Source organism: Flavobacterium sp. HJSW_4, assembly GCF_042436695.1.
Lineage (GTDB): Bacteria > Bacteroidota > Bacteroidia > Flavobacteriales > Flavobacteriaceae > Flavobacterium.
The window spans coordinates 91,144-107,808 of record NZ_JBHNPP010000016.1; the positions used below are offsets into that span (position 1 = coordinate 91,144).

Genomic DNA, 16,665 nt, shown 5'->3' on the forward strand with positions numbered 1-16,665 from the left:
AACAAAAAAGTCTACTTTTCATTGTTTCCAAGACAAACTTTGCACTTTTTTATTACATTTGAAATCCTAAAAAAATCACTGATGAAAATTATTTCTTATAATGTAAACGGAATTAGAGCGGCAATAAACAAAGGGTTTATCGAGTGGCTAAAGCAAGCAAATCCTGATGTAATATGCCTTCAGGAAATAAAAGCTACGCAGGATCAAATTCCGGTAGATGATATTACAGCTGCAGGTTATCCGTTTCAATATTACTATCCTGCGACCAAAAAAGGGTATAGCGGAGTAGCAATTCTTTCTAAAACGAAACCAAATAATATTGTTTACGGAACAGGAATTCATCACATGGATTTTGAAGGAAGAAATCTTCGTGCCGATTTTGATGATGTTTCTGTAATGAGTTTGTATCTTCCATCTGGAACAAATATTGAAAGATTGGATCATAAATTTATGTTCATGGATGATTTCCAAAATTATATTAATGAACTAAAACTTACGGTTCCGAATCTTATTATCTGTGGAGATTATAATATTTGTCACGAAGCAATAGATATTCACGATCCAGTTCGTAATAAAACCGTTTCAGGATTTCTTCCAGCAGAACGTGCTTGGTTAGATTCTTTCATGAAATCTGGATTTATCGATAGTTTCCGTCATTTTAATAAAGAACCGCATCATTATTCTTGGTGGAGTTACCGCGCAGGAGCAAGAGGAAATAACAAAGGTTGGCGTATCGATTATAATTTAGTTAGCGATGCGTTAGGAGACAGATTGAAAAGAGCTGTTATACTGCCAGAAGCTATGCATTCAGACCATTGTCCAATTTTAGTCGAGATCGACTAATTTTTGGTATTGTTCTTGTAAAGTAAAATGCAGTTTAAATTTTAAGTGTGAATTCAGGTTCTGTTTTTGAATTTGGAATTTACCCCCGAAACTTCGGGACAGAATTTAACTGAAAGTTTAAATGTATTAAACGCCCAAAATAAAATCAATTAAAGATGATGATTAAAAAAGCCTCCATCGGATTACTAGCTTTAGCTTTATCCACAACGTCGTGTGTTTCTAAGAAAATTTACAATGATTTAGAAACAAAATATTCAGATTTGAAGAAAGAGAATCGTTCTATTACTGACGAAAATGATAATTTGAAGAAAGTAAAGAATCAATTAGAATTAGATCGTGATAAACTGACTAAAGATTTAGCAACTGCTAATGATGATTTGGCAAAACAAAAAGCAGATTTAGTTGCGGCTCAAAATAAATACAAAGTTTTACAAGATTCTTATAATGCATTGGAGAAAAATAGCAACGATGCATTAGAGAAAAACATGGCTAAAAACCGTGACTTGTTAGCGCAGTTAGAAGCAAAAGCAAAAGCTCTTTCAGACGAAAAAGCGCGTTTGGACAAAACGGCAAATCGTCTAAAAGAATTAGAAGATATGATTGCGGCTAAAGAAGAAGCAATGCGCAAACTGAAAGAAACTTTATCTAAAGCATTAACTGGTTTTGAAGGTAAAGGTTTGACGGTTGAACATAAAAACGGAAAAGTATATGTTTCTATGGAAAACAAATTACTTTTCAATTCTGGAAGCTGGGCAGTTGGAACTGAAGGAAAAAGAGCGGTTGTTGAACTTGGAAAAGTTTTAGGCGATAATCCAGATCTTTCTGTTTTAATCGAAGGACATACAGATGATGATCCATACGCAGGTTCAGGACCAATTGCAAATAACTGGGATTTGTCTACAAAAAGAGCAACGGCAATTGTGGCTATTTTAAGCGAAAACCCAAAAATCAATAAACAGAAATTAACAGCAGCAGGAAGAAGCGAATTTTCTCCTTTGGCAAGTAATACAACTCCAGAAGGAAAAGCTAAAAACCGTAGAATCGAAATCATCTTGACTCCAAGATTAGATGAGATTGCTGAGATGTTGAATAGCATAAACTAAGGGACAGAGGTTCTGAGGTACAAAGGCTCAAAGGTTTTTACTTTTGAGCCTTTTTTTATTCTGTAAAGTTTTAAAACCTTGTACTTTTTTTAACCTTTCTCATTTTTCTATTTGAAAAATCACTTTGTACCTTTGCTTCTTTGCAACTTTGAACCTAAAGAAAAAAATGAAATACACTACATTACCTAACACCGATATAAAAGTTAGTAAAATTTGTCTTGGAACGATGACTTTCGGACAGCAGAATACAGAAGCAGAAGGACACGAACAAATGGATTACGCTCTTGAAAGAGGAGTAAATTTCTTTGATACAGCCGAAATGTATTCAGTTCCTGCGAGTGAAGCGACTTACGGAAGCACAGAAAAAATTATTGGAACTTGGTTTAAGAAATCAGGAAATAGAGATAAAGTTGTTTTGGCATCTAAAATTGCTGGTCCAAATCCGAATTTTGGATACATGCGTGAGAAATTGGATTTTTCTCCTGCAAGCATTAAATACGCAGTTGAAAACAGTTTAAAAAGATTGCAAACTGATTATATCGATTTGTATCAAATGCACTGGCCAGAAAGAAAAACGAATAATTTCGGAACGCGTGCATTTCAAGGGCATGATGATGTTTGGGAAGACAACTTCAGAGAAATTCTGGAAACTTTCGATGGATTAATCAAAGAAGGTAAAATCAAACACATTGGAGTTTCTAATGAAAATGCTTGGGGAATGATGCGTCTTTTAGAAGAAAGCAAATACAACGATTTGCCAAGAATCAAAACCGTTCAAAATCCGTATTCTTTATTGAATCGTTTGTTTGAAGTAAACTCTGCAGAAGTTTCAAAATACGAGAATGTTGGTTTGTTAGGATATTCGCCTTTAGCCTTCGGAGTTTTGACTGGAAAATTCTTAACAGGAGAAAGTCTCCCGAAAGCGAGAATTAATCTTTTTCCACAATACAAACGTTACAATAGTGAACAATGTACCGAAGCGACAAAATTGTATCAAGAAATCGCTAAAAAACACGGTTTAACGCTAACGCAACTAGCAATGGGATTTGTTTTACAACAACCGTTCTTGACAAGTGCCATTATTGGCGCAACAACTATGGAGCAATTAAAAGAAAACATCGATACCATTGATGTTGTTCTTTCTAAACAAATCTTAGCAGAAATTGATGCTGTTCAGGCTATAATTCCTGATCCAGCGCCTTAATTTGTAATCTCTCAAATAAAAAATCCCGATAGCTTATGTTATCGGGATTTTTTGTTTTTTATAAATCAAATTCATCATCAACAGCTAAAGAATCTGCTTTGATTGCTGTAGAATCTGGAACTTTAATGCGAATTAAAGAACGCGCATTTCCAGAAATATAAACTGGCAATAATCCAATCGTGTCTTCTGGAACTAAAAGTCCTCTTCTGAACATCAAATTCTTCAAGAACTTTTGGTTTTTTATGGCGTAATCTTTCAAATTACCTTGGTCGTTAAATTGATACATGAATTTTCTCGGTTTCGGAATAATCGTCGCCAAGTACAAACATTCATCCACGTTTAAAGCAGAAGGGCTTTTTTGGAAGTAGAAATGACTCGCTTCTCCAATTCCGTACACGTTTGGTCCCCATTCGATAATATTGAAATAAACTTCCAACATTCTTTCCTTGCTTACAATTCGGTTGTTTTCTAAAATATAAACTAATAGAATTTCTTCAAGCTTTCGCGAAAGCGTTTTTTCACGGGTTAAAAAGACATTCTTAATCAACTGCATGCTAATTGTACTAGCACCGCGAGAGAATTTCTTAGTTCGAATGTTTTTCAGAATCGATTGTTTGAAAGCCTCATTTATAAATCCGCGATGCGAAAAGAAAGATGGATCTTCTGTTGTTAAAACCGATTTTCTCAAATAAGGAGAAATTTGGTCTAACGGAGTATAATTTGGGTTTCCTGTTCCAACTAAAACAGGTCGCTGTAATACATTTTGAATTATAGCGCGATAAACAAATTCGCCATTTAATTTATTTAAATCGGCTTCGCCATATTTGGTAATTCGTAAATCTTCTTTGTTTAGTTTGCTATCAAAAACAAGTGTGTTTGGTTTGTTTTTATTGAATTTAAAATCCAATTTGTAATCAAAATTTCCAGTTGCTTGCATTCCTTGGAAATGTGTAAATAATCCGTCTGGAAGCGAAACGATAAAATCTTGCGCATTCATTTTCGGAATATCCATTTTCAAAGTATAAATCGTGTCTTTTTCAGTATCGTAAGAAATATAAGGACGAACTTTAATCTTGTTCAACTGCATAGTTGAAGAACTGTCGATAGAAATAAAACTATCTCCTAGTAAAAATCGATAATCAAAGCGGGCATTTTTAATAACCACATCTTTGCTTGCGATTTTCGGGTGATTGATTTTAAGATTGGCGATTGAAGTGTAACCGTCAATATGAAGTTCGCTGCCGCTTTTGTCAATGTTTTGAACATTCAAACGAATAGAATCAAAACTTGCTTTTAAGTTGTAACGCTGATCCAAATACGGAACACGAATGGCACCAGTATCTAGGTTGAAAAAACGAATGTCAGCTTTTTTATTTCTCGGATCGGCAAAACCTTTGATGTTCCAGCGCTGATCAAAATCTTTTGCTTGAACATGAAGATTGGTTTCAAGTTGTTTATTGTTTAAAACAAGCTTGTCTACATCAACAAAAGCTTGTTTTCCGTTATCATTGATTTTGAATTGAAAGTTTTTCAAATCCATATCGGTCGGAACCAAATTCAATACTTTAGAAATGATTCTGTAAGCAAAAGCAGCATATTTGCGTTTTTCGTTTGATTCGGTTTCTTCACGATCTCTTTTTAGAAAAGCGTCAAAATTTCGTTTTTTGCCTTTTTTTACTAATTGAATATACCCGTTGTCAATTTTTAAAGTTCCAACCTGAACATCCCCAATTAATAAACTACTTAAACTGATGCTGGTTTCTATGTTTTTAATTTTACAAAGCGTATCAGCATTTATTGGCGCCAAAACAACATCTGTCAATTTTATGGTCGATAAGCCATCAAATGTTGCCGACTTTACAGAAAAGTTGCTTTGATACTGCACAGCCATTTTGTGCGTAACTTTTGCAATAGCTTGTTTTAAAAGGGAATCACGAAAATAGTAAAGTCCGATGCAAAGCAATACGATTACTATTCCTAGTATTTTTAGCGCTTTGTATATTTTTTGTTTTGGAAAATTCATAGAGGAAATGTTTTAGAAATCAGCCAAAAAGTATACTTGCAACATCTTCAATTTTTGCTACAAGCTCAATCTTAATTCCAGTATTTTTTAAAGCAATTTTGTTGTATTTAGAAACAAAAATAGTGTCGAAACCTAGTTTTTCAGCCTCTTGAATGCGTTGGTCTACACGATTCACAGGACGAATTTCGCCAGAAAGCCCAACTTCACCCGCAAAACAGAATCCTTTTCCAACCGGAATATCTTCGTTTGAGGATAAAATTGCAGCAACAACCGCCAAGTCAATTGCGGGATCATCTACAGAAATTCCACCCGTAACATTCAGGAAAACGTCTTTTGCGCCTAAGCGAAATCCAGCTCTTTTTTCTAAAACAGCTAAAATCATGTTTAGCCTTTTGGCGTTATATCCTGTCGTGCTTCTTTGAGGTGTTCCGTAAACTGCGGTGCTAACCAAAGATTGGATTTCAATCATTAGCGGACGCATGCCTTCAAGAGTTGTAGCGATAGCAGTTCCAGAAAGTTCTTCGTCTTTATGCGAAATCAGAATTTCAGAAGGATTGCTGACTTCTCGCAATCCGCTGCCCAACATTTCGTAAATTCCAAGTTCTGATGTTGAACCGAAACGGTTTTTAAGCGAACGTAAAATTCGGTAAATATGGTTTCTGTCGCCTTCAAATTGTAAAACGGTATCAACCATGTGTTCCAAAATTTTTGGTCCGGCGATATTTCCGTCTTTCGTAATATGTCCAATCAAGATAACTGGGATATTACTTTCTTTGGCAAATTTAATTAGTTCTGCAGTGGTTTCGCGAATTTGAGAAATACTTCCTGCAGTCGATTCGATATAATCGGTATGTAAAGTCTGAATCGAGTCAATAATGACCACTTCAGGCTGAATGGTTTCGATTTGTTTGAAAATATTCTGCGTTTTGGTTTCAGTTAGAATATAACAGTTTTCGCTGTTTGGCGTAATTCTTTCTGCACGCATTTTTATTTGTTTCTGACTTTCCTCGCCCGAAACATACAATGTTTTATAAGGTAATTTTAGAGAAACTTGAAGTAAAAGTGTACTTTTTCCGATGCCGGGCTCACCGCCCAAAAGAGTTAAAGATCCAGGAACAAGTCCGCCGCCTAAAACACGATTCAATTCTCCGTCGGTAGTGTCCATTCGAACTTCCTGAGTAGAATCAATTTCGTTAATTTTTAAAGGCTTTGGTGCTTTGCTTGTTGGAGTAGGTTCACTTTTCCAAGCAACCTTATCTTGTTTTTGAATGATTTCTTCGGCAATCGTATTCCATTCTTTGCACGCGTTGCATTGCCCTTGCCATTTAGAATATTGGGTTCCGCAGTTTTGGCAGAAGAAGGAAGTTTTAACTTTTGACATTATTTACTTTTTTTAGCAAGTGTATTCATTTCGTCAATTTTCTCATACATCATGTCTTTGTTCAAATCGCCAATTGGCTCCATTTGTGAAGCGTTTTGGTATTTTTTCGAAGCGTGTTTAGGATCGCCCATTTTTTCGTACATCAAACCTAATTCATATTCTCCCAACATAGCTTTTGGATAATTTACATTTCCAATTTCGGCCATTTTACCTAACTCATCGTAGGCGTTTCTTTTTAGAATAAGATTTTCCATTACTTTAAAATCACTCATTCGAACAGGAATTTGAACTCCTAAAACTTCAGACATTGTAGCGTATTTTTTTTCTAAATATTCTGCATAACCTGTTTCAAGAACCGCAATTTTGTCGTTGTATTCGGCAGAATTTATAGGTCTGTATACTTCAAAAATCTGGTATAATGCACTTGGTATAGAATGTAATACTTCTGTATAATGTGTTGCGCCTTTAAATACATCATATTTATAATTCACTAACGGATTATTAGCGATTTTAATATTACTGTTTAATTTATCAATTGGCTCTTTAATTTTTTTGATATCACCTTCTCCAGCAGAAAGATAATAGAAAATAGGGCTTTTTATTTTAGCAAATTTCTCTGCAATACGCACTTCCATTTTTGGGGCAAGCTCTGGGCTTAAACAGATGTAAGCATTAAAAAGCGGAAATTCTTTATACAAATAAAAATTTGCAAAACTTGCTGTTATATCATGACCTGCAATAAGTCTGAAAGGCGATGTGCGGTATTTTTTTTCAATATATGGCACTAATTCAGCTCCGATAAATTCGAAAAATTTTGCTCCTTTTTCAAAAGGAAGTCCTTCATTCTGATCAATTGTTGAATCATCATAACGTTCTCCATCTTTATTTTGGTGAATTCCAATGATAATCATTTCTGGAATGTCATCCCAATAAGTCGCATAATTTACAGCTCCAGAAAAAGGATCAAATAAATAATCGCCATCCAATAAATAAAGAACTGGATATTTTTTGTCTTTGTTGGCTTCGTACGAAGCTGGAAGTCCGATTGTAATTCTACGCTCTTCTCCGAGTTTTTCTGATTTAATGTTGTCGAACGTTTTTTGGGCAAACGACGAAAACGAAATTAATAAAAATAGTAGGTAAACTTTTTTCATGATTTGTGGCATTTCAGTAAATTAAAAAGTATTGAAAATAGTGTAGCAATATACTATTTTATTTGCTTCTTTTTTAAGTAGTTTAAAATTTGAAGCAGAGTGTTTTAGCGCCAAAATCATTTTCGATTAAGGCAAAAGAAGATTTTTTTGTGCAAAATTGGCTTTTGACAAAGTAGGGGAATTCGGTAAGAAAAAGAAAATCTTAGGTTAAAGAATTGTCGTTTTCATTCGGGAAAATAATCCATGGTTTGAAGGTTTTTGCTTCTTCAAAATCCAATGTAGCATAAGAAATGATAATGATGATGTCATCTTTTTGCACTTTTCTAGCTGCAGGACCATTTAAAGTAATTTCTCCTGAATTTTTTTCACCTTTAATAGCGTAAGTTTCAAAACGCTCGCCATTATTAATGTTAACAATAGATACTTTTTCGCCTTCAATAATATTTGAAGCCTCTAGTAGAGTTTCATCAATAGTAATACTGCCAATATAATTTAAATCGGCTCCGGTTACTTTAACTCGATGAATTTTTGATTTTATAACTTGAATTTGCATGTTGCAAAGTTAGATTAATTAAATGAAATGGTGTCAATCAGTCTTATAGAATTAACAAATACCGCTATAAATGCACGATATTTTTTATCATTCTCTTTCTGATCGATAGATAAAAGTGTAGATTCGTCAGCAATAACAAAATACTCCAGTTCGAATTCTTTGTTGTCTTTGAAAGAATTTTCTACAAATTCAATTGTTTCTTGCGGACTATGATTTTGAAAGATCTCTTTTGCCTCGGTCAAAGTTTTGTAAATAATTGAAGCGTCTTTTCTTTCTTCAGAAGTCAAACGTTCATTTCTTGAACTCATGGCAAGCTCATTTTCTTCTCTAAAAATAGGACAGCCTACAACATTTACAGGCAATTCTGTTTTTTCGACTAATTTTTTAACGATTTGAAGCTGCTGAAAATCTTTTTCTCCAAAATAAGCATTTGTTGGAGTTACGATTTCAAAAAGGCGTTTTACAATTGTTCCAACGCCATTAAAATGACCAGGACGGAATTTTCCTTCCATCTGGTTTTCTAATCCGTCAAAATCAAAAGTCTGCGAAACGGTATTTCCTTCATAAATATCTTCAACAGAAGGTGCGTATAAAATAATTTTATCACTTAATGTACGCATTTTCTTAATATCTTCTTCTAATGTTCGAGGATATTTAGCTAAATCTTCAGCGTTGTTAAATTGAGTTGGATTGACAAAAATACTTACTACGGTGTCGTTGTTTTCTTTTAGCGAACGCTGCATTAAAGCCAAATGTCCTTGGTGTAAAGCGCCCATTGTAGGTACAAATCCGATAGTTGAATTTGCGGTTTTGATAGTTTTAAGATAGGCTATCAACGCTGCTTTACTGTAGAAAATATGCATTGAGGTATTATTAAAATTTATGCAAACATAATATATTAGTTATAAACTGCATAAAATTTTGTAATTTTGCGACGTTTTTATTACCAAAATTAAGTAAAATACTATTATGAAAGATAAGAGGATATTATATGTATCATCTGAAGTCGTGCCTTACTTGGCTGAAAATGAGGTTTCTTTAATGTCTTATGACGTTCCGAAAATGATTAATGACCAAGGTGGCCAGATAAGAATTTTCATGCCTAGATATGGGAACATAAATGAAAGAAGACATCAATTGCATGAAGTGATAAGACTTTCAGGGATGAATTTGGTAGTGAATGACTTAGATATGCCATTGATTATTAAAGTAGCATCGATTCCGAAAGAAAGAATTCAGGTTTATTTTATTGATAATGATGAATATTTCAAACGTAAAGCAACTTTTACGGATGAAGAAGGAGCTTTATACCCTGATAATGACGAAAGAGCGATCTTCTTTGCAAAAGGAGTTGTTGAGACCGTAAAAAAATTAAACTGGGTTCCAGATATTATACATGTTCATGGCTGGCTTGCAGCGATGCTTCCTATTTATATGAAGCATTATTATAAACATGAAGCATTGTTTTCTGAAACTAAAATTATTACTTCTGTTTACGGACAATCGTTTGATGAAAACTTAGATTTAGAAATGATAAATAAAGTTAAATTTGATGGTGTTCCTCATGAAGCAGTGTCAGATTTAGAAGTGCCAAATTACGAGAATGTTTTAAAAGCTAGTATTTTACATTCTGATGGTGTAATTATTGCTTCAGAAAATGTTTCTCCAAGTTTAACAAAATTTATAGAATCTTCAGGAAAACCTTTTTTACCTTTCGCCGGGAAAGACGGATTTGCTGATGCTTATACAAATTTCTACAGAACATTTGGACTTTAAATTTTAATTTTATTATTAGACATGTATAGAACTTCTTTTATTAAGAAAACTCTTTTAGCTGTAATGGCTGTATTTTTATATTCTTGTGACAAAGATTTTAATGCGATTGGTGAAGGTTTAGTTGGTGAAGATCATTTTGGGCTTGAATCTGAAAATTATGATGTTTTAGCATATAATCAAGAAGTTACTCCTGTGCAGTCAAGTGGTATGACACCAAATGCTCTTGGTATTTTTGAAAATCCGCTTTTTGGAACTACGACTGCAAATTTTGTTACTCAAGTAGGGCTTGTTATTTATTCTCCAACAATTGGAGAGTCTCCTGTGATTGAAAGTGCTGTTTTACAAATTCCGTATTATAGTAAAGTAACTGAAACGAAAGATAACGGAGATAATACTTATGTTTTGGATTCTATCTATGGAAGCAAAGATGGAAAGCTTGATTTAAAGATATATGAATCTGGAATCCAGATGAGAACTAGCTATTATAGTGGCGGTTCTCAGATTCCTCAGTTTTATTATACGGATCAAAATACCGAATTTCAGAATAAAAGAATAGGTGCTTTTTTAAATGATGCTGAAAAACCAGAGGAAAATACACAATTCTATTTTAATGCAACGGAGTACAAGGATAGTATTACTACTGATGGTACTAAAACATTGTCTAGAGTAAAACCTGAAATGCGTTTGCAATTAAACAAACAGTTTTTTCAAGATAAAATTTTAAATGCGGCAGCTTCAAAGCTTTCGACTGAAGATCTTTTTCAAGAATATTTTAGAGGTTTGTATTTTAGTGTTGAAAAGTCTGGGGCTAACCCAACTAATATGGCATTGCTGAATTTTAGTGAAGGTAAAATCACAATTAAATACAAAGCCAAAACAGCAATTACAACAGATGCTCCAGAAACTACGGAGGATAAAACTATTGTTTTGAATTTGAAAGGAGTTGCTGCAGCCACAACAAGTACAGCGAATTTTCTCGATGATGTGCGAAATCCTGATTATGTAAATGCCATAACTACAAATGTTAATAAAACAGAAGGGGACGAAAAGCTTTATTTAAAAGGAGGACAAGGATCTATAGCAGTTGTAAAGCTTTTTAATCCGACAGATGTATTGAGTTATAATTCTAAAGGCGAGCCAGTAACTGGTGCTAATGGAGTTCCAGACCAATTGGATGAAATGAGAAGTAATGCTATCGTTAAAGGTTGGAAGGTTAATGAGGCTAATTTGGTGTTTAATATCGATGCTGAAAAAATGAAGGATACGGGAGAACCAAACAGAGTTTATTTGTATGACTTGACAAATAATGCTGTTTTGGTTGATTATTCTACAGATGCTTCTTCGACTTATGGAGGTTTAATTACTCTTGGTTCTGACAAAAGAGGGAAAAGTTATAAAATTAGAATTACAGGCCATATTCGTAATCTGATAAAAGATGCGACGGCAAAAAATGTTGATTTAGGTTTGGTTGTTTCTCAAAGCCCTGCAACCATTGCATTTAATGCGTTGAAGAATAAAAATGAGATTATATCTGCAGTACCTAGAACATCAATTATGAATCCTTTAGGGACAATCATTTATGGAGGAAAAGCTTCTATCCCGGATGATAAAAGATTGAAACTTGAGGTTTACTACACGAAACCAAATTAATAAATATATATGTGTGGAATTGTTGGATATATCGGTCACCGAGATGCCTATCCTATTGTAATAAAAGGATTAAAGCGTCTTGAGTACAGAGGATATGATAGTGCCGGCGTTATGTTGTATGACGAAGAGTCGGGCATTAAAGTTTGCAAAACAAAAGGTAAGGTTTCTGATCTTGAAGCTAAAGCCAATGAAGGTTTTACAATAAACGGAAATATTGGAATTGGGCACACGCGTTGGGCAACACACGGGGTTCCAAATGACGTGAATTCGCACCCTCATCTTTCTAATTCTGGAGATTTAGCAATCATCCATAACGGAATTATTGAGAATTATGCGCCTTTGAAAGAAGAGCTTATCAAAAGAGGTTACACTTTTAAATCGGATACAGATACTGAAGTTTTAGTTAATTTAATAGAAGAAGTTCAAAAGAAAGAAAATCTTAAATTAGGTAAAGCTGTTCAAGTTGCATTAAACCAAGTTGTTGGTGCGTATGCAATCGCTGTTTTTGATAGAAAAAATCCAAACGAAATTGTAGCGGCTAGATTAGGAAGTCCGTTGGCAATTGGAGTTGGTGAAGGCGAATATTTTATTGCCTCTGATGCTTCTCCATTTATTGAGTATACTTCTAATGCAGTTTATTTAGAAGATGGCGAAATGGCAAATATCAGATTGCATAAGCCAATCAAAATTAGAAAAATCCAAGATGACTCTTTAGTAGATCCTTACATTCAAGAGCTTCAAATGAATTTGGAGCAGATTGAAAAAGGAGGGTATGATCATTTCATGCTTAAAGAAATCTACGAGCAGCCAAGTGTAATTAAAGACACTTACAGAGGAAGACTTCATGCAAATGAAGGAATTGTTCAGATGGCTGGTGTTGAAGATAATTTGGAGAAATTCTTAAATGCAAAAAGAATCTTAATTGTTGCTTGTGGAACTTCTTGGCACGCGGGTTTAGTAGCAGAGTATATCTTTGAGGAATTTACCCGTATTCCTGTAGAGGTAGAATATGCTTCTGAGTTTAGATACAGAAATCCAATTATCAATAAAGATGATGTAGTTATCGCTATTTCACAATCTGGTGAAACTGCAGATACTATGGCAGCTATTAAATTGGCTAAAGAAAACGGAGCTTTTGTATTTGGAGTTTGTAACGTAGTTGGTTCTTCTATTTCTAGAGAAAGCCATGCAGGTGCTTATACGCATGCTGGACCAGAAATTGGAGTGGCATCTACAAAAGCGTTTACTACTCAAATTACAGTTTTAACGATGATTGCTTTACGTTTAGGAAAAGCGAAAGGAACGTTATCAAATACAGATTTCCATACTTATCTTCAAGAATTAGAAATTATTCCTGAGAAAGTGGCTGAAGCGTTAGAAACTGATGCTAGAGCTAAAGAAATTGCAGCTGCTTTTAAAGATGCGCCAAACTGTCTTTATTTAGGTAGAGGATATAATTTCCCTGTTGCTTTAGAAGGAGCATTGAAATTAAAAGAGATTTCATATATCCATGCTGAAGGTTATCCTGCAGCAGAAATGAAGCATGGTCCGATTGCTTTAATTGATGAATTGATGCCGGTTATTGTTATTGCTCCTAAACAAGGACATTATGACAAAATCGTAAGTAATATCCAGGAAATTAAATCAAGAAGTGGTAAAATCATTGCTGTAGTTACAAAAGGTGATGTTCAAGTTCGTGAATTGGCAGATTATGTAATCGAAATTCCAGAAACTTCAGATGCATTGTCTCCATTGGTTACAACAATTCCTTTGCAATTGCTTTCTTATTACATTGCTGTAATGAGAGGATGTAATGTAGATCAACCACGTAACCTAGCAAAATCGGTTACGGTAGAATAAGTTTATTTTTCGAAATAGAAATATGTTAAAAAAGCGAGATTTAGGTCTCGCTTTTTTTTATTGTCAATAATTTTTTTGAACATATGTATTTTTATGAAATTTTCAATTTTTTGATGAAATTTTATATGTATGCATAGTATGTTGGTTTTTCTTCTCGTTTTCTTTGTTTTTATTTTAATAAATTGAATTATCAAATAGTTAAAATATTGTAAAAAATGATGTCAAATATTAATTTTATTTAACGTTTTTTTATACATGTTAAAATATTTCTTACTTTGGCTATATATACTAACAAAAAACTAACCCAAAATGAGAGTCTACTTGCTAATTATGTTGTTATTCAGCGGAGTGTCCTTTGCGCAGAATACAATTACAGGTTCGGTTACAGATGGTAACAAACAATCTATTCCTGGTGCTAATGTTGTTGTTGTCGGAGAAAACAGTGGTACTTCTACTGATTTCGATGGATCGTTTAAATTGACTACGAATTCTAAGCTGCCTTTTTCTCTGAAGGTTTCTGCTGTAGGATTTGAATCGAAAACGATAAGTGTGACATCGGCAAATCAAAAAGTAAATGTGGTTTTAAAAGATGAAGAAACGAAATTAGATGAAATCGTAGTTTCTGCATCAAGAACGCCAGAACGTGTAATTGAATCTCCGGTTACAATTGAACGTATGGGGATTCAAGAAATTAAAAATACAACAGCTGCAACTTTTTACGATGGTTTGGAGAATTTAAAAGAGGTAAACTTCAATACGAGTAGTATCTCTTTTAAATCTATAAATACACGTGGTTTTGCAACGGTTGCGAATACTCGTTTCATGCAGTTAGTGGATGGAATGGATAATTCTTCTCCAGCCTTGAATTTTGTTTTAGGAAATCTTATTGGGGTATCTGATATTGATGTAGCTAGTGTTGAGTTGCTGCCAGGTGCTTCTTCTGCATTATATGGTGCAAATGCTTTTAACGGAATTATGTTTATGACTAGTAAAAGTCCATTTACAAATGAAGGTATAAGTGTTTACTATAAATATGGACAAACAAGTCAGGATGTTGCTGGAACAAATGATTATAATGATTTTGGAATTAGAGCAGCTAAAGCTTTTACGAAACATTTTGCGATGAAAGCTAACTTTACTTATATGGAGGCTTCAGAATGGATTGCTGCTGATAAAAGAAGTATGACTAGTGGAGGTGAAAGTCACGCGGTAAATCAAAACTATGATGGTTTGAATATTTATGGAGACGAGGTAACAACTTTTATCCCAAATGTTGGACAAGTTAGTAGAACTGGATATCGTGAACAAGACTTAACAGATAACAAGGTTAAAAGTATGAAAGCAGATTTTAGTGCGCATATTAAACCTTGGGCTGATGATACAGAATTCATCTTGCAATATAAAATTGGAACAGGAAGTACAATTTATCAAGGAGCAAATAGATATGCTTTGAAAGATTTCTTAATGCAGCAAGGTAAATTTGAGGTTAAGGGTAAAAACTTTTTCGGACGAATTTATTTTACAAGTGAAGATGCTGGAAATTCTTATGATATGAGATTTGCTGCGTGGAATGTGAACAGAGCTGCGAAATCAGATCAGGAATGGTTTACAAATTATGCTACAGCTTACCAATATGCGGGAGCAGTTATGGGGACAAATGCAAATGAGTCTGCTTCAATTGCAAGAAATTTTGCTGATTATAATGTGTTGCCTGCGGCGATTTCATTCATTCCAAAACCAACAGGTTCTGCAAGATTTGAACCAGGAAGCGCGCAATTTAATAGTGCTTTGGAAACTGTAGTGGCAAATCCAGATTTGACTCAAGGAGCTAAATTTATCGATCACTCAAAATTATATCACTCTGATGTGAATTATAATTTTAGAGATGTTATCAAATGGGCAGAAGTTCAAGTTGGAGGTTCATGGAGAAAATATGTAATGGATTCAGAAGGAACAATCTTTACAGATTATGATGGACCAATTGAATATAAAGAATATGGTGCTTATGCTCAATTACAGAAAAAATTCTTAGACGACAGATTGAAATTTACAGGGTCATTGCGTTACGATAAAAGCCAAAACTTTGATGGAAATGTTTCTCCAAGAGTTTCATTTGTTTATTCTGCGGGTGCATCAAAAAATCACAATTTCAGATTGTCTTATCAAACAGGTTTCCGTAATCCAACTACACAAGATCAATATATTGGTTTAGACTTAGGGCCTTTTGCTTTAATCGGTTCGGCTCCAGAGAATTTAGATCGTTTTCAAGAAACAGTAAATGTAAGTGCGGCAGGTCAGTCAATAGCGGGTCAGCCGGCAACAATCAATATGTCTGGTCAAAATGCTTATCGTAATGCTTATACGGTAGCTTCAGTTCAGGCTTTTGCAGCTTCGGCTAATCCTGGTGATCTTCAAGTGGCTAATATTGGTTTGGTAAAACCAGAGCAAGTTCAGGCTTTCGAAGCAGGATATCGTACAGTAGTTCAAAATGACTTATCAGTAGATTTGAATGCTTACTACAATATTTATAATGACTTTATGAATACTGCAAGAGTTATCTCTCCTTACTACGGAACGGTTGGAACAGATGCAACAAACCCTGCAGTACAACAGACGTATCAAGCTCTTGCGTTTGGAGATAGAAGAGTGTATCAGGTTTATACAAATACAACTGCTCAAATCTCATCTTTTGGTTTTGGAGCAGGATTATCTAAAAAAGTATATAAGGATTTTGAAGTTGGTGTAAACTATAATTATGCTCAATTTAATTTCGATCAACAAGATGATCCTGATTTCGTTGCTGGTTTTAATACTCCAAAACATAGAATTAAAGCTTCTTTAGGAAATGCAAAAGTGATTAAAAACTTAGGATTTAATGTAAACGTAAGATGGAATTCTGAGTACTTATGGGAGTCTTCTTTCGGAGATGGTATGATTCCAGAAAATACTGTTCTTGATGCTCAAGTAAATTACGGGATTCCAAAATGGAAATCGGTTATTAAAGTTGGCGCAACAAATCTTTTCGGAAAAGATTACCTTCAGGTTATTGGAGCAGGTATGATTGGTCAAATGTGGTTTGCATCTTGGACAATCAATCCATAACGGTGTAATTATGTGA

At 34.2% G+C, this 16,665-nt stretch carries 12 protein-coding genes; 7 read left to right on the forward strand and 5 right to left on the reverse strand.

All coding sequences use genetic code 11. The annotated features are described in order from the left end of the window. Positions 1 to 81: 81 nt before the first annotated feature. From ACE01P_RS15765 to ACE01P_RS15775, 3 genes are all read left to right on the forward strand, one after another. A complete protein-coding gene (locus tag ACE01P_RS15765; RefSeq protein ID WP_379699614.1) occupies positions 82 to 843 on the forward strand; it encodes an exodeoxyribonuclease III in 762 nt (253 codons plus the stop codon). A 158-nt stretch (positions 844 to 1,001) separates the two neighbouring features. After that, positions 1,002 to 1,946, forward strand: a complete 945-nt coding sequence (locus tag ACE01P_RS15770) for an OmpA family protein (protein WP_379699666.1) — start codon at positions 1,002 to 1,004, stop codon at positions 1,944 to 1,946. A gap of 166 nt (positions 1,947 to 2,112) precedes the next feature. Then, positions 2,113 to 3,150, forward strand: coding sequence for an aldo/keto reductase (locus ACE01P_RS15775; protein WP_379699617.1), 1,038 nt, complete (start codon positions 2,113 to 2,115; stop codon positions 3,148 to 3,150). A 58-nt stretch (positions 3,151 to 3,208) separates the two neighbouring features. Here ACE01P_RS15775 and ACE01P_RS15780 read toward each other — a convergent pair whose 3' ends face one another. The 5 genes from ACE01P_RS15780 to panC all read right to left on the reverse strand — a co-directional run bounded on the left by ACE01P_RS15780 (position 3,209) and on the right by panC (position 9,124). After that, positions 3,209 to 5,173, reverse strand: a complete 1,965-nt coding sequence (locus ACE01P_RS15780; protein ID WP_379699619.1) for a transglycosylase domain-containing protein — start codon at positions 5,171 to 5,173, stop codon at positions 3,209 to 3,211. Positions 5,174 to 5,192: 19 nt separating this feature from the next. Continuing rightward, entirely contained in the window at positions 5,193 to 6,554 is a 1,362-nt protein-coding gene (radA, locus tag ACE01P_RS15785; RefSeq protein ID WP_379699622.1) for a DNA repair protein RadA, read from the reverse strand. Then, complete coding sequence (locus ACE01P_RS15790; RefSeq protein WP_379699625.1) at positions 6,554 to 7,708, reverse strand: alpha/beta hydrolase; 1,155 nt, start codon at positions 7,706 to 7,708, stop codon at positions 6,554 to 6,556. Before ACE01P_RS15790 ends, radA begins: the two co-directional genes overlap by 1 nt. Positions 7,709 to 7,910: 202 nt before the next feature. After that, positions 7,911 to 8,261 carry an aspartate 1-decarboxylase gene (panD, locus tag ACE01P_RS15795; RefSeq protein WP_008465481.1) on the reverse strand — a complete coding sequence of 117 codons (351 nt, stop codon included), beginning with the start codon at positions 8,259 to 8,261 and terminating at the stop codon, positions 7,911 to 7,913. Positions 8,262 to 8,275: 14 nt separating this feature from the next. Continuing rightward, positions 8,276 to 9,124, reverse strand: a complete 849-nt coding sequence (gene panC, locus ACE01P_RS15800) for a pantoate--beta-alanine ligase (RefSeq protein ID WP_379699628.1) — start codon at positions 9,122 to 9,124, stop codon at positions 8,276 to 8,278. Between the two features lie 106 nt (positions 9,125 to 9,230). Between panC and ACE01P_RS15805 the strand changes: the two genes are divergently transcribed. From ACE01P_RS15805 to ACE01P_RS15820, 4 genes are all read left to right on the forward strand, one after another. Beyond that, positions 9,231 to 10,037, forward strand: coding sequence for a glycogen/starch synthase (locus ACE01P_RS15805; protein WP_306153700.1), 807 nt, complete (start codon positions 9,231 to 9,233; stop codon positions 10,035 to 10,037). Between the two features lie 63 nt (positions 10,038 to 10,100). Further along, on the forward strand, positions 10,101 to 11,687 hold the full coding sequence (locus ACE01P_RS15810) for a DUF4270 domain-containing protein (protein ID WP_379699633.1): 1,587 nt from the start codon (positions 10,101 to 10,103) through the stop codon (positions 11,685 to 11,687). A gap of 9 nt (positions 11,688 to 11,696) precedes the next feature. Then, on the forward strand, positions 11,697 to 13,547 hold the full coding sequence (glmS, locus tag ACE01P_RS15815) for a glutamine--fructose-6-phosphate transaminase (isomerizing) (protein ID WP_379699635.1): 1,851 nt from the start codon (positions 11,697 to 11,699) through the stop codon (positions 13,545 to 13,547). A 309-nt stretch (positions 13,548 to 13,856) separates the two neighbouring features. Continuing rightward, entirely contained in the window at positions 13,857 to 16,649 is a 2,793-nt protein-coding gene (locus ACE01P_RS15820; RefSeq protein ID WP_379699638.1) for a TonB-dependent receptor, read from the forward strand. Positions 16,650 to 16,665 lie beyond the last annotated feature (16 nt).